The 15,407-nt window shown below is 48.6% G+C and carries 12 protein-coding genes; 7 read left to right on the plus strand and 5 right to left on the minus strand.

Features of this window, described 5'->3' with window-relative positions; translation table 11 throughout:
- Positions 1–35 precede the first annotated feature (35 nt).
- The 5 genes from JHJ32_RS10260 to JHJ32_RS10280 all read left to right on the plus strand — a co-directional run bounded on the left by JHJ32_RS10260 (position 36) and on the right by JHJ32_RS10280 (position 6,438).
- Positions 36–1,028, plus strand: coding sequence for a ligase-associated DNA damage response exonuclease (locus tag JHJ32_RS10260; RefSeq protein ID WP_200120908.1), 993 nt, complete (start codon positions 36–38; stop codon positions 1,026–1,028).
- Positions 1,025–2,623, plus strand: a complete 1,599-nt coding sequence (locus JHJ32_RS10265) for an ATP-dependent DNA ligase (protein ID WP_200120909.1) — start codon at positions 1,025–1,027, stop codon at positions 2,621–2,623. Before JHJ32_RS10260 ends, JHJ32_RS10265 begins: the two co-directional genes overlap by 4 nt.
- 95 nt (positions 2,624–2,718) lie before the next feature.
- The gene (locus JHJ32_RS10270; protein ID WP_079715864.1) at positions 2,719–5,136 is read left to right on the plus strand and encodes a ligase-associated DNA damage response DEXH box helicase; all 2,418 of its coding nucleotides are present in this window, start codon (positions 2,719–2,721) and stop codon (positions 5,134–5,136) included.
- A gap of 4 nt (positions 5,137–5,140) precedes the next feature.
- Positions 5,141–5,800 carry a ligase-associated DNA damage response endonuclease PdeM gene (gene pdeM, locus JHJ32_RS10275; RefSeq protein WP_079715865.1) on the plus strand — a complete coding sequence of 220 codons (660 nt, stop codon included), beginning with the start codon at positions 5,141–5,143 and terminating at the stop codon, positions 5,798–5,800.
- A gap of 74 nt (positions 5,801–5,874) precedes the next feature.
- The gene (locus JHJ32_RS10280) at positions 5,875–6,438 is read left to right on the plus strand and encodes a type 1 glutamine amidotransferase domain-containing protein (protein WP_079716041.1); all 564 of its coding nucleotides are present in this window, start codon (positions 5,875–5,877) and stop codon (positions 6,436–6,438) included.
- A 35-nt stretch (positions 6,439–6,473) separates the two neighbouring features.
- Here JHJ32_RS10280 and JHJ32_RS10285 read toward each other — a convergent pair whose 3' ends face one another.
- The 5 genes from JHJ32_RS10285 to JHJ32_RS10305 form a co-directional block, all read right to left on the minus strand.
- On the minus strand, positions 6,474–7,352 hold the full coding sequence (locus JHJ32_RS10285) for an SMP-30/gluconolactonase/LRE family protein (protein ID WP_079715866.1): 879 nt from the start codon (positions 7,350–7,352) through the stop codon (positions 6,474–6,476).
- Between the two features lie 12 nt (positions 7,353–7,364).
- The gene (locus JHJ32_RS10290) at positions 7,365–9,269 is read right to left on the minus strand and encodes an OmpA family protein (RefSeq protein WP_079715867.1); all 1,905 of its coding nucleotides are present in this window, start codon (positions 9,267–9,269) and stop codon (positions 7,365–7,367) included.
- Between the two features lie 65 nt (positions 9,270–9,334).
- Positions 9,335–10,099: an enoyl-CoA hydratase/isomerase family protein gene (locus tag JHJ32_RS10295; RefSeq protein ID WP_079715868.1), complete on the minus strand. Its 765-nt coding sequence runs from the start codon at positions 10,097–10,099 to the stop codon at positions 9,335–9,337.
- A 24-nt stretch (positions 10,100–10,123) separates the two neighbouring features.
- Entirely contained in the window at positions 10,124–11,206 is a 1,083-nt protein-coding gene (locus JHJ32_RS10300) for a mannose-1-phosphate guanylyltransferase (protein WP_079715869.1), read from the minus strand.
- 99 nt (positions 11,207–11,305) lie between these two features.
- Positions 11,306–12,271, minus strand: a complete 966-nt coding sequence (locus JHJ32_RS10305) for a KpsF/GutQ family sugar-phosphate isomerase (RefSeq protein ID WP_200120910.1) — start codon at positions 12,269–12,271, stop codon at positions 11,306–11,308.
- A gap of 98 nt (positions 12,272–12,369) precedes the next feature.
- On the opposite strand from JHJ32_RS10305, the gene recQ reads away from it, so the two are divergent.
- Complete coding sequence (recQ, locus tag JHJ32_RS10310; protein ID WP_079715870.1) at positions 12,370–14,562, plus strand: DNA helicase RecQ; 2,193 nt, start codon at positions 12,370–12,372, stop codon at positions 14,560–14,562.
- 8 nt (positions 14,563–14,570) lie between these two features.
- Positions 14,571–15,386 carry a 3-deoxy-8-phosphooctulonate synthase gene (gene kdsA / locus JHJ32_RS10315; RefSeq protein WP_200120911.1) on the plus strand — a complete coding sequence of 272 codons (816 nt, stop codon included), beginning with the start codon at positions 14,571–14,573 and terminating at the stop codon, positions 15,384–15,386.
- Positions 15,387–15,407: the final 21 nt, after the last annotated feature.

Consider the following 15,407-nt stretch of genomic DNA (forward strand, 5'->3'; position numbering starts at 1 on the left):
AAACTAAGGCGCACTATTTTTGTTTAATATCCACGATGCTGAAATTTACTGAACGTGGTGTTTACTGTCCGCAAGCGGATGTGTATATTGATCCGTGGGAGCCTGTGGAACGGGCTATCGTCACTCATGGGCATAGCGACCATGCTCGACGGGGGATGGGGCGCTATCTGTGCCATCAACACACCGCGCTTATTCTGCGGTCACGCTTGGGAGCAGATATTGTCATACAGGAACTGGCGTACCAGCAAGCCGTTTCCATCAACGGCGTACGGATAAGCCTGCATCCGGCAGGGCATATCATTGGGTCGGCACAGGTTCGGCTGGCATATAAAGGGGAAGTATGGGTGGTATCCGGCGACTATAAATGCGTGAATGATGGTGTAAGTATACCATACGAACCGGTACCGTGCCATCATTTTGTTACAGAATCTACTTTTGGATTGCCTATTTACCGATTTCCGCAACCGGGTGCTGTCTTCTCGGAGATAAATGGGTGGTGGGCTCAAAACGCAGCGGAGGGCACCAATACCGTACTCCTTGGCTATGCGCTCGGCAAATCTCAAGTTATCCTTCGGCATTTGGACACATCGATCGGTCCAATATTCTTACACGGTGCTGTGGCTAATGCCAATGCCGTACTGGCAAGCGCAGGATATCAATTTCCGGGTGATTATCTTATACCGGAGACAGGACGGCAAACCGTAAAGGGTGCAGCAATCGTAGCCCCGCCGTCAGCCTTGAATACTTCATGGCTAAGAAAACTGATGCCGTACCGCATCGCGTTGTGTAGTGGTTGGATGCAGCTTCGTGGTACCCGGCGGCGCAAAGGTGTAGACCGCGGGTTTGTACTTTCCGACCACGCCGACTGGGATCAGCTCAATCGTGCGGTAATAGCCACCGGAGCTGGAGACGTATACGTTACCCACGGCTACGAAGGGCCGTTTGCCCGGTGGCTACGCGACCAGCACGGGCTGCAGGCGTCTGAGGTGCATTTGCGGGGTGCTGCTACTGTGGAGGATGAGCTATGAAGTTGTTTACCCAACTATTTGTCGCCGTCGATCAGACGACCAAGACAAATGATAAGGTTGCCGCGATCGTTAACTACCTGCAGCATGCAGACGATCGGAGCAAACTGTATGCTATAGCACTGTTGATTGGCAACCGGCCAAAACGTCCAGTACGTACCAGCGATCTCAAGTTTTGGGCAGCCGATATAAGCGGAATCCCGTATTGGTTATTTGAAGAATCCTATCACATCGTAGGCGACCTTGCCGAGGCAATCGCTTTGATGTTGCCCCCGCACGCTCCGGAAAAGGAACATCGGTTGCCCGATGTTATTGGGCAGCTTGCCGGCCTTCATGGGCTGAGCGATGACCGCAAAAGGGAAATTATCACAACGTATTGGCGAGACATGGACACCGATCAACGATTTGTATTTACCAAACTGATCACTGGCAATTTCCGGATCGGCGTATCTCGCCAGCTGGTTATCAAAGCGCTGGCCATCCACCTGGGAATTGATGAGGCTGCGGTGGCTCACCGTTTGATGGGTAAATGGCTGCCTGATAAAGAGACCATGACATCGCTGTTTGCGGAATCTAAAAAGGGGGCGAGGGATTTTCAACCGTATCCCTTTTATCTCGCCTATCAGTTGGACAGTCCCCCGGAATCACTTGGCGATATCGGTGATTGGTATATCGAGAGGAAACTGGACGGGATTCGAGGGCAGATCATCGTGCGTAACGGCCAGTTGTTTGTATGGAGTAGAGGAGAAGATCTACTCACCGACAAGTTTCCTGAGTTTGCGCCACTGGGGAATTTATTGCCCGATGGAACGGTCATCGATGGTGAAATCATTCCATGGAAAGATGAACGACCGTTATCCTTCCAAGTGATGCAGACGCGTATTGGAAGGAAATCACTCTCCCCGAAAATACTTCAGGAAGCTCCGCTTGTGATGGTATGTTTTGACCTGTTAGAATGGAAAGGGGAGGACATGCGGGATACTCCGATGCATTACCGCCGGAAGCTGCTTGAGACCTTGTTGTCGTCGCCAGGCTTACGCCATGTATTGCTGCTCTCTGAATTAATGCCCTTTAACCACTGGGGAGAAGTAGCGGTTTTCAGACAACATGCCCGGGATTTCCATTGCGAAGGTGTCATGCTCAAACGCAAAGGCAGTACGTATGGCAGCGGCCGCAGAAGAGGCAATTGGTGGAAATGGAAGACTAATCCGCTGACGGTAGATGGAGTGCTCATTTATGCCCAGAGTGGCCATGGACGACGGGCCAACCTTTATACAGACTACACGTTTGCCGTATGGGGCGATGACGGTACGCTGGTACCATTCGCCAAAGCCTACTCCGGATTGACTGATAAGGAAATCGCCGAGCTGGACAGGTGGATAAAGCATCATACGGTGGAGCGTTTTGGGCCGGTTCGCAGCGTGCCCCCTCACCATGTGTTTGAAATTGCTTTCGAGGGCATTCAAGCGAGCAGTAGGCATAAGTCGGGTGTAGCGCTGCGCTTTCCGCGCATCCTGCGCTGGCGGCGTGATAAGTCGCCCGAGTCGGCCAATACCCACGCTGATTTACTGGAGCTGATCCAATCGGCGAACGCGTGAAGCCGAACAAGCTGGGCGGGTGCATTATTCGGGCGAAGAGATAACAACTTTAAATTCGTTGGCAAAACCTTACCTTTGTTGAAGGGATTACATCGTTGAACGTATTCGCAGATACATGGTTTTTCAATAAAGGCTGGCGACCTCACCGGTTTCAGCAAGAGACTTGGTCAGCCATTGCAGATGGCCAATCGGGGTTGCTCAATGCACCTACGGGATACGGGAAGACCTTCGCCGTATGGTTTGGCATAGTGCAACGGTATTACCGTAGTCAAACGAAGCCGAAGGGCGTTCATTGCCTTTGGATTACGCCGCTTCGGGCACTTTCGGCAGAAATTTTACAGGCCACCCGCACAGTAAGCGAAGACCTGGAACTCGACTATAATATTGGACTACGCACGGGAGATACGGACACCAACGAACGGCAACGCCAGCGCAAAACACCACCGCAAGCGCTTATAACCACGCCAGAAAGCATTCATTTATTACTCGCTTCCAAAGGCTATCACGATTATTTCAGGCAGCTGGAGTTTGTAGTAGTGGATGAGTGGCACGAGTTAGTGGGCAGCAAGCGGGGAGTGCTCGTTGAGCTGGCACTCAGTCGCTTGCGTAAAATTTGTCCAAATTTATGCGTATGGGGTATTTCGGCGACGATTGGCAACTTACGCGAAGCTATGGATATCTTACTCGGTGCGAATAATCGGGGGCGCCTCGTGAAGGCCGATCTGAAGAAGGCTATCTACATGGAAACGCTACTGCCTGACACGTTGGACCGGTTTCCTTGGGCCGGTCATCTGGGCACCAAAATGGTTAATAAAGTACTCCCCATTATCCAGGCCCACCGATCGACCTTGTTATTTACGAATACTCGATCCCAAGCTGAAATTTGGTACCACCACCTATTAGCGGCAGCACCGGAACTGGCTGGTGCGATAGCCATACACCACGGATCGCTGAGCGAAGAGCTCCGCCAATGGGTGGAGGATGCGCTGCATCGCGGCGTACTGAAAGCCGTGGTCTGTACAAGCAGTCTCGATCTGGGTGTCGATTTCAGGCCAGTAGATTGTGTAGTACAAATTGGTTCGCCCAAGGGCGTTGCCCGGTTCATCCAACGTGCGGGAAGAAGCGGCCACCGCCCCGGTGAGACTAGCAAGATCTACTTTTTGCCAACTCATTCGCTCGAAATCATGGAAGGAGCAGCTATCCGTTACGCTGTGGAAAACGGACTGCTGGAACAACGCCTACCGTACGTTCGGTCTTTCGACGTGTTGGTGCAGTATATGGTCACGCTGGCCGTGTCCGATGGATTCCGCGCCGATGAATTGTACGCTGAAGTAAAGAATACCCATTGTTTTGCGTCCATCAGCCGCGAGGAGTTTGATGAATGCCTGCTGATGATCACAAAAGGAGGGCGTACGCTCGATACCTATGAGGAATTCCATAAAGTGGTGTTGGAAAACGATGTTTACCGCGTGACGAGTAAACCGGTGGCCATGCGCCACCGGTTGAGCATCGGTGCCATTGTATCCGACACGATGATGCGCGTGAAATTTCTTAGCGGCAAATATTTGGGGACCATCGAGGAATGGTTTATTTCGCGCCTACAGCCGGGCAATACCTTCTGGTTTTCGGGTCGATTATTGGAATTGGTGCGTGTAAAGGATATCCACGCTATTGTACGTCCCGCCGCAGGAAAGAAAGGGGCGGTGCCTTCATGGATGGGTGGCAGGTTTCCCATCTCCGACAACTTCGGGGCGGCGTTGCGACATACCTTTACCGAGCTTCATGGCGAGCCGCACACCTATCCAGCGGAATTAGATTTCCTGCAACCTTTATTTGATGAGCAGCGTAAGGTATCGGAGCTGCCCACGGCGGACGAATTGTTAGTGGAATACATCCATACACGATATGGTTATCACCTCTTCGTATTTCCTTTTGAAGGCAAGCTGGTGCATGAAGGTATGGCTGCCGTGGTGGCTTACCGGCTAAGTAGCATCCGTAATGCTTCGTTTAGCATTGCCAGCAACGAATATGGCTTTGAGCTGCTCTGCGACCATCCGCTACCCTTAGAAGAAGCACTGCAAAAGGGATTGTTTTCAACCGAAAAACTGTTTGATGATATCCAAAGCGGCATCAACATCCGTGAAATGGCACGGCGAAAATTCCGGGACATTGCTGGCATAGCGGGCTTGGTATTCCAAGGATATCCCGGCAAACCGATGAAAACCAAACATCTGCAAGCCAACTCTGGTTTGTTCTTTTCTGTATTCGAAGAATTCGATTCGGACAACCTGCTGTTGCGGCAGGCCTATGACGAGGTCTATGATTTCCAATTGGAAGCATCGCGCATGTATAAAGCGTTTGAACGCATAGAAACACACCGCATTGTGCTGCAACGTCCGGGTCACCTCACCCCCTTTGCGTTTCCTGTGTTTGCTGAATCTTTCCGCGAGCGATATAGCAACGAAGATTGGCAAGCACGCTTGGAGAAGCTGAAAACACAATTGGAGGCCTAACGCCATGAGCAAAACGATTGATATCATGGGTACGCCATTCGCCTTGCTTCCAGAAAGGGCGCTTCTCCTGCCTGCGCAAAAAACCTTGGTCGTTGCAGATTGGCACTTAGGTAAGGCCGCACACTTTCGCAAGGCTGGCATCTTCATGCCCTCCGTTCTGCATGATAAGGATACGACACGCCTACAGTCGTTGCTTGATGGCTATCCGATTCGCACGGTTGTGTTTTTGGGAGATCTGTTTCATAGCGATTTGAATAGTGAGTGGCTGGCTTTTGAACAGTTCCGCAGCGCCAATACCACAGTCCGGTTTGTCCTTACTCGAGGCAATCACGACATTCTGCCGGATAATTTGTTGAAAAAAAATGCTATCGAGGTCTTTGTCTCTTATCCGGTAGCGCCACATATCGTCTGTACGCACCACCCGATGGAACATGTGGCGGCCGGTCTAATCAACATTGCTGGCCATGTGCATCCGGGGTGCCTTATCCCAACGAAAGGGCGGCAAACTTACAGGCTACCTTGCTTTTATCACTATAGACAAACACTAATACTGCCCGCGTTCGGCGCTTTGACCGGAGTCCATCTTCTTCAGCCCCTCCGTGACGCGAACATTTACCCAATAGCAGGAAACGAAGTGTGGAAGTGGATACCAACGGAAAGATGACATTTCAAAAACAAATTTCGCCGTTTCCCTGTAACTTACTATTGAATGGTAATGACAAAAAGGAGGATAGCATTATGGCTGAAACATTGAGCAATCGAAAAGTGGCTATTTTAACGGCCGATGGGTTTGAAGAAATTGAATTGACCAGCCCCAGGGATGCATTGCAATTGGAAGGTGCGACCACACATATTGTATCGCCAAGTAAGGATGTTGTACGAGCTAAAAAAGGCAACGAATGGAGTCTTGATTTCGATGTGGATATGTCCCTGGATAAGGCGAATCCAAACGACTATGACGCCCTATTGCTACCGGGGGGCGTAATAAACCCAGACACGCTCCGAGTAGATGAAAAGGCATTGGAATTTGTAAAGGCCTTTTTTAGCGCCGGTAAACCGGTGGCAGCAATATGCCACGGTCCACAGGTGCTGATAGACGCTGAAGTGGTGGAGGGACGCCGAATGACTTCAGTCAAAAACATCAGCAAGGATCTGATTAACGCCGGGGCATTATGGGAGGACAGCGCCGTTGTTGTAGACCAGGGGTTGGTGACCAGCCGTACCCCCGACGACCTTCCCGATTTCAACGAAAAGATTATTGAAGAGTTTGCTGAGGGCAAACATGCTGGTCAGCATGCTTAGTATCATGCGGTAATTAGCGGTAATAACCAGGGGGGTCAGTAGCCCCCCTTTACTTGCATTTTCAATATAAATACCTTGTCGGTGGCGGTAATAAAAAGATAATCGCGATCCCGGCCCCCGAAGCATACATTAGCCGTCCAGTTGACTGGCACATCAATGTGTTCGATCCGCTCTCCTTGAGGGTTATAGACATCCACGCCTTTGCCGGTAAGGTAAATATTCCCTTTGCTGTCTATGGTCATACCATCCGAACCTTGCGATGCAAACAACTGCTTATCCGTGAGCGAACCGTCACGTTCAACGCGATACCGATATATTTTACTGTCACCAATATCTGCTACGTACAGCATTTTGCCATCCGGGGTGCCGATAATGCCATTGGGTTTTTTAAATTGATCGTCCAAGCGAATGACTTGGCCGTTTTTGTAAAGGTAAAGGCCCTGCGTCGGCATGTCCGGCTCCGTGCGGCTCCAGTAGTTGCGCTGGTAGTAAGGATCGGTAAAATAAATGAGCCCTGAAGGGGACACCCATACATCGTTGGGACCATTGAATAGCGAGTCATCATAGCCTGCCGCAAGCTTTTCGACCTGCTTATCCATACCGATGCGCCATAGCTCATACTGTTCGTCGGCACAGGCAATCAGGTACCCCTCGTTGTCGAAATAGAGGCCATTAGCACGCCCGGCGGGTTCCATGAAAATGGAAAGCTTGCCCTTGGTGTCATATTTCCATATCCGGTTATTGGGTTGGTCGGTAAAGAACACGTTCCCTTCCGCATCCATGGCCGGACCTTCGGTGAAGCCAAACCCGTCGGCCACCAGTTGTAATTTAGCGGCGGGTGCGACGACCTGCGCTGTGCATTCTAAACCGCATGCCAATGATAATAATGCAAGTAGATGGAGTTTTCTTTTCATGTGTATGGCAATTTATTTAATGATTTTAAAGTCTGTGCGACGATTTAGTTGGCGCCCCTCTTCAGTATCATTTCCAGCGATGGGCTGCGATGGTCCATACCCTTTATAGTGAAGCCGCCCCACGGCGATGCCTGCATGAATCAGGTAGTCATGTACGGCTTTGGCACGGTTCTCCGAAAGTGTTCTGTTATAGGCGTCGCTTCCCGTGTCATCCGTGTGCCCGCCGATTTCTATTCGTACTTCTTTATTTAATTGCAGAAAATCGATCAAATTGTCCAAGTCACTTTTGGACTGTGGCAACAACTCATACTGGTTTGTCTCAAAGAAAATATTGTTGAGTGTTTCTTTGTTCCCTATTTTTATCGGCGAAAGTGCAATACGGATTTCGTAGGCATCATTTATTTTTGTGCTGTCGTCAAGAGGGTAGTTTTTGGAGAAAAAGAGATATCCCGGATGTTTGACGTGAAGGGCATAGGTCTTGCCGAATGGCAAGGGTGCGAGGAATGTACCGTCTTCGTAGTCTGCGGATTCTTGGTATAGCGGTTCATTGGTCAAGATGTCTGTGACCGTTATTTCCGCTTGGATAGGCACATCACTGTCCGAGTCTACGATGGCGCCCTTAAGGTAAGCTACCGGGTTAGGTCGGCTAGCTTCGGGCAATTCGAACGAGTAAATATCCAATCCGCCCAGTGCATCCGGCCTGCGGCTGGAAAAGAAGGCATACCGACCATTCATGCTCACGGTCAGCGCGCTTTGTTCACGGTGGTCGTTAATGGGATAGCCGAGGTTATTTGGCTGTGGCCAATGACCATCAGCATCCATTTGGCTTTTGAAAATGTCCTTATCCCCAAATCCCGGCCATCCATTTGAAACGAAATAAAGGGTACGGTTGTCGGCGTGGATATACGGCGAACTTTCGTCAAAAGGAGTGTTGATAGCTGGACCGAGATTCTGCGGGTCACCCCATTGCCCATTACTTTGGAGTGTAGATTTCCAGATATCGTAGCCGCCCTGGCCACCACTTCTGTTGCTTACGAAATAAAGTGTTTTTCCATCTGCCCCCAGTGCTGGCTGTGCCTCCCAGCCCGCGCTGTTAATTGGCTCACCTAAATTATAGGGCTCGCCCCAACGGTCGCCTTCCCGCCGTGACACATAGATATCACAACTGCCTAATCCATTCGGGCGGTTGCATCCGGTGAAAAACAGGTATTTACCGTCAGCTGAGATACAATGTGCTCCTTCATTATATTGTGCTGAATTGATATCTCCCTCCAGAAACCGTGCTGGTTGCCATTTACCATTGCTATCCAGGGAACTCTCATAAAAACTTTCCCTTTCATTTACCTTACGGGTGAAGATAATGGTCCGATGATCGGCGGTAAGCTTGGGGAAGTACTCGTCATATTCCGTGTTGATGGCAGGCCCGGGATTGACAGGATGGAAATCCAGTGGATGTTGTTGAGCAGACAAGCTAAATTCGCAGTCCGCTATATATTTATTTGTGAGCCGTTTACCCGATGCATCCAGTCCGGGTATGGCCGCATAGTTCCGCAGTGCAGGTAACGCCTCCTGATAATTTCCGGTATGCAAAAGACTTTCGCCCAAGCCAAACCAGGTGAGCGGCGTCAAAGCGGGGTTCAGTTGAATAACACGGGAATAGTGGGGAATCGCCTTTTCATAGTCGCGTTGTCTACGATAAATATCGCCCAATTGCTGGTGAGCTGCAGCGAAGTCCGGGTCAAGTGCAACGGCGGATTCCAAAGACGCAACAGCCAGTGCGTATTGCCTGTTTTTTAGTTGACTACCCGCCTTTTCGAAAGCTTGCTGGGCTCTTCGGTTTAGGGAATGTTCCTGCGCGCTGCCAGTCACAAAGAACAGCACGACGCATAACGGGAAGGTATACAACGATTTTCGCATTGGATCGACTCAGTTTTCTACGCTAAGGTAATCGTTTTTTTTCTTAGCCGAGATGGATTTGCACCTTATTTGCTCTTTTTAATACTGTTCAGCTGTTGTTTAATTTCTGCACCAACTGCTAACCTGCCACTGATAGCTGCCTGTTCGTAAAGCAGTTCATCCCAATCTTCAGTCCCGCGCCAAAGCGTCTTTTTGAGTGCCAGGAGCGCTTCCTGGTTTGTATTGAGCAAGGACATACAAAACCCATGAACCTTGTCGTCAAGATCATCAACAGAAGGCATCACCGTGTGAAAAAGGCCATGTTGCAATGCCCATTGCGCATCAAAAAACACCGTCGGATTAAGGGAAAGCGCGGTCAGGGCTGATACGCCAATTTTGCGGGCCAAAGCCGGTGCGATGACAAACGGACCTAAATGGATGCTGATTTCGCTCAATTTAACCGCAGCTTTCTCCGATGCAAAACAGTAATCGCACGACGCGATAAGGCCTACTCCGCCGCCGACAGCCTTACCTTGTACTCTTCCAATGACGAGTTTGGTCGACTTCCGTATGGCGTTTATGACATCGGCAACACGCGAAAAAAAAGCGGTCCCGGCCTGTTCATCTGCTAAAGTCAGTAGTTCATCGAAACTTGCACCAGCGCAGAAGGCCCCTTCACCACTGCTTTGCAAGAGAATCAGTTTAGTTGCCATACTGGCGCTCGCTGTCTCAATATGTTCACGCAGTTGCGTGAGCAAGTTCGACGGCAACGCGTTATGAACAGGATGGCCGAAGGTGATTATGGCTAATCCTGAAGTATCGATTGCTGTTTTTACGAATCCAGAGTCCATGAAGTCGTTGTGCGCGTCAGGCCGTCAAACGAATTTATTCCCGGATTTTTCCTTAACATCCGCGACAATCTGTTTCACACCTTGCTCTTGATCTTTCGGACAGATCATCAACGTATCGTCTGATTGGACCACGATAAAGTTATGCAATCCTTTGACGATGACCAGCTTATCTTTAGGCGTATGGATCATGCAGTTGGACGAGTCATATACAATGACGTTTTCCGCAGAAGAAGATACGTTGCCCAAGTAGTCCTTTTCGGCCAGTTCATAGATAGATGCCCAGGTGCCTAAGTCAGACCAACCGAAGTCTGCGGGAAGCACATATACATTATCCGCCTTTTCCATGATGGCGAAATCGATGGAAATATTGACACACCGGACAAAAGCGCCAGAAATAAATTTGGTCTCGTGGTCGGAATTATACAGGTCGGTTCCTTCCTTAAACACCTCATTCATCTCTGTCTGATATTTTTGGAACGCGCTGATAATGGAGTTGGCAGACCAGATAAATATGCCGGCATTCCACAGGAAATCGCCACTTTGCAAAAATGTTTTGGCTAATTCAAGGTTGGGCTTTTCTGTAAAAGTCTTGACTTTCTTAAATCCCGGTGTTGTTGCGCTTTTGCCATACTGAATGTAACCATAGCCTGTATCTGGGCGAGAGGGCTTGATGCCTAAGGTAATCAGCCAATCATTGCTTTCCGCGCATTTGAGCCCTTTGGTGATATCACTTACAAAAACGTCCGTTTCGAGAATCAAATGGTCGGCTGGAGCAATGACCATCGTGGCATTCGGATTCAGTTGGAGTATTTTGTGGCTCGCGTATGCGATGCATGGTGCGGTATTGCGCATAATGGGTTCCAAAATCAATTGCCGGGCTGATAGCTCGGGCAATTGCTCACGAACCAAATCTGCGTAGGACTCGTTCGTGGCCACAAAGATGTTTTCTGGGGGGACAATTTTCTGAAAACGGTCATATGTCGCCTGGATGAGTGTTTTTCCGGTGCCCAGCATATCGATGAATTGCTTTGGCATTTTGGTGCGGCTTACGGGCCAGAATCGGCTCCCGATACCTCCGGCCATGATAACGGCATAATAATTCTTCATTGGTTCTTGTTTTGTGTCGGCCAATCAGCGGTCAATACCTACTGCAGCTTTATTTTGTTAAAACTAAAAATTTAAATTTAGTATTTAAAACCCAACAGCCTAAATTATCCCTTCTTTCAATAAATCATGTAAATGCACGATTCCATCATATGATTGTTCGTTCAATACCAAAAGCTGTGTAATATTATGTTGACGCATTATATCGAACGCGTGCACCGCCAACTCATTTTTATCGATGGTTTTGGGACACCTGCCCATAATGTCTTTTGCAGCCAACCCATCGATTTGAGGATGATTTTCAAGCATCCGTCTTATATCGCCATCCGTAATGATTCCAATCAAATCGTCTCCGCGGATTACCGCTACTGCGCCTAAGCGATGCTTGGTTATGGTCACGATAACTTCACGCACCGATGCTTCCGATGTCACCCACGGCTTTGGATTTTGCGTGGATAGATCGGCTACCTTGAGGTACAGGCGCTTACCCAAGGCGCCGCCGGGATGGTAGCGGGCAAAATCCTGATCGGTAAACTGACGGCACTCCAAAAGACAAATGGCCAAGGCATCGCCCATTGCTAATTGGGCTGTCGTGCTGGTGGTGGGAGCAAGGTTATGCGGGCAGGCCTCTTTTTCTACCGTAGCATCCAAGACATAGTCGGCTTGGTGCGCCAAATAAGATTGGATGTTGCCCACAACGGCTACCAGCAGGTTTTGTGTTTGCCTCAGTAACGGTACCAATACTTTTATTTCCGGCGTATTACCGCTTTTGGAAACTACAACGACGAGATCATCTTCCTGAATAATACCCAAATCGCCGTGTATGGCGTCCGCGGCATGCATAAATATTGCCGGCGTACCCGTAGAGTTTAGCGTCGCTACAATTTTTTGCGCGATGATAGCACTCTTGCCGACTCCTGTAACTATCACTCTTCCCTTCAATTCCAAGATAGCCCCGACAACGGCAATAAAATCACTGTCAATTCGTTCCGTCAGTTTGTTTAAAGCATTTGCCTCTTGCGTCAAAACGTTTATTGCGATATTTTTGATTTCGGAATTGCTTTTCACAAATATATTTTCTAATTTTAGATACTGATATGCGCAAAAATATGTTATTTTGGGCATTCTTTGGTTATCAGTCTATCTAAATTTTTGCGAGAGGCGCAATGGAAATAGAGAAAAGATTATTTGACAATTTACAGGAATTTTTTGGTTTTGATACATTTAAAGGCGATCAGGAAGCAATAATCACCAATATTTTGCAGAAAAGGGACACCTTCGTGATCATGCCTACCGGAGGGGGAAAGTCCATTTGCTATCAACTGCCAGCACTGATGAGTGAAGGCACAGCCATTGTTATCTCTCCGCTTATTGCGTTAATGAAAAATCAAGTGGACCAGCTCCGATCCTTTGGTGGCGATGACAGCATCGCCCATTTTCTGAACTCGTCCTTGAATAAAAGTGATGTCATGCGCGTAAGGCAAGATGTTATTACGGGTAAAACCAAGCTGCTTTATGTCGCACCCGAATCATTAGCCAAATCAGAGAACGTAGAATTCTTAAAGCTTATCACAGTGTCGTTTGTAGCTGTTGATGAAGCGCATTGTATATCAGAATGGGGGCATGACTTCCGGCCGGAATACCGCAAAATTCGGTCGGTGATTAACTCCATAGGCAATGACATCCCTGTGATAGCACTTACGGCTACAGCTACACCTAAAGTGCAGTCGGACATCCGTAAAAATCTGCAAATGAATGAAGCGACGTTATTTAAGTCGTCATTCAACAGGCCAAATCTCTACTATGAGGTGCGACCAAAACGCAATGTCGTCAAGGAAATCGTTAGGTTTATTAAAAATAATTCAGGGAAATCGGGCATTATTTATTGTTTAAGCCGCAAGAAGGTTGAAGAAATTGCCGAGGTGTTAAATATCAACGGCATCAAGGCACTGCCTTATCATGCCGGATTGGACGCCAAAACAAGAGCTGATACGCAAGACAAGTTCCTCATGGAGGATGTCGAGGTTATTGTAGCGACAATAGCCTTCGGTATGGGTATTGACAAACCGGATGTGCGTTATGTCATCCACCATGATATTCCCAAGAGCATGGAAGGCTATTACCAGGAAACTGGCAGGGCAGGGCGTGACGGCGGAGAAGGGCACTGCCTGGCATTTTATTCTGAGAAGGATATCGAGAAGCTGACCAAATTCATGAAAGACAAACCGGTCTCCGAACGTGAGATAGGTACGCAAATCCTAAAAGAAGTCATCGATTATTCGGAGTCTTCAGTATGCCGGCGAAAACAGATCCTCCACTATTTCGGCGAAAACTTTGACGAGACGGGCTGTAACAGCATGTGTGATAATTGTAGCTCGCAACAGGTTCAGTTTGATGCGGAAGAATCGTTGTTAAATGTGCTGAAATTTATTCAACAGCAAGGCGAGAAGTTTGACGACCACCACATCATCAACGTTTTCATGGGCCAAAACAATCAACCGATTTCTTCTTACAAACATGATACACATCCGTTGTTCGGAAGTGGAAAAGAACACGGGGTTATTTATTGGAAGTCGTTGATCAGGCAGGCGGTGTTGAACAATTTTTTAGCAAAGGACATCGACCATTACGGGTTATTGATGCTGACCGAATCAGGTAAACGATATATCGAAAATCCTTATGGCATCAAATTTATCCTGAACAAACCGATGGAAGCGGCGTCAGAAGACGGCGTTGATGACACTGTACAGCAAAGTGGGGGAGCCGTAGACACGCAGTTGCTAAAAATGCTGAAGGATCTCCGAAAAAAGATAGCGAAACAAAAGGGCTTACCTCCATTTGTTGTTTTCCAGGATCCATCATTGGATGAAATGTGTACCCACTATCCTGTGACCATTGATGAGCTAAAGCAAATCCATGGCGTTGGAGCGGGAAAAGCAATGAAATTCGGCGCTCAGTTTGTGGAGCTCATCAAGCAATACGTAGAGGAGAACGAAATCGATCGCCCACAGGATTTGGTGATTAAAGGCACGGCGAACAAGTCGGCATTGAAGGTATCCATTATCCAGAACATCGATCGCAAGATAGGCCTTGAAGACATCGCGCACTCGAAGGGCATTAGCTATGAAGATCTGTTGAAAGAGGTGGAGTCTATCGTCAACTCAGGTACAAAACTCAATCTGGGCTATTTTGTCGACGAAATCATCGATGAAGAACGGCAGGATGAGGTATTTGATTACTTTCGAAGCGCGGAAGTGGACTCCATAGATCAGGCACTCCGTGACTTAGGACCGGAAGATTATACGTATGAAGAGATCCAATTAATGCGCATCAAGTTTATGTCCGAATTGGGGAATTGATTTAGAAAATGACACTACACAATATTCCGGGCATTAAACATGCCGATTCTACTAATTTTTTCCTGATGGCCGGTCCCTGCGCCATCGAAGGTGAAGAGATTGCGCTGCGGATTGCTGAACGAATCGTCGCGATTACAGACAAACTGGCCATTCCTTATGTTTTCAAGGGCTCTTATCGTAAGGCAAACCGCTCGCGGGTAGATTCGTTTACCGGTATTGGCGACGAAAAGGCGCTGAAGATATTGCGCAAGGTAGGAACGACTTTCGGTGTGCCGACGATAACCGATATACATGAAAGCGGTGAAGCGGAAATGGCCGCCGAGTATGTGGATGTATTACAAATACCGGCATTCCTTTGCCGGCAAACCGATTTGCTCATCGCTGCGGCAAAAACGGGCAAAACGGTCAACATAAAAAAAGGCCAGTTCCTTTCGGCGGGGGCCATGCGGTTTGCAGTAGACAAGGTAAAGGATGGAGGCAACGATAATGTAATTCTCACGGACAGGGGCAATACGTTTGGTTATCAAGACTTAATCGTAGATTTCAGGGGGATCCCCGAGATGAAGAGCTTTGGCGTGCCGGTAGTAATGGATTGTACACACTCGTTACAACAACCCAATCAAGCGTCCGGCGTGACCGGAGGAAAGCCGGCACTTATTGAAACCATTGCCAAGGCGGCTATCGCGGTAGGGGCAGACGGATTATTTATTGAGACACACCCAGACCCAGCCAACGCGAAATCAGACGGCGCGAATATGCTGCACTTGGATTTGTTGGAAGGCTTGCTACAAAAATTGGTGAAACTACGGGCCGCCATACAATAAGCTATCCCACATGCGGCGCCT

It is taken from the genome of Parapedobacter sp. ISTM3 (genome assembly GCF_016533505.1).
Lineage (GTDB): Bacteria > Bacteroidota > Bacteroidia > Sphingobacteriales > Sphingobacteriaceae > Parapedobacter > Parapedobacter luteus.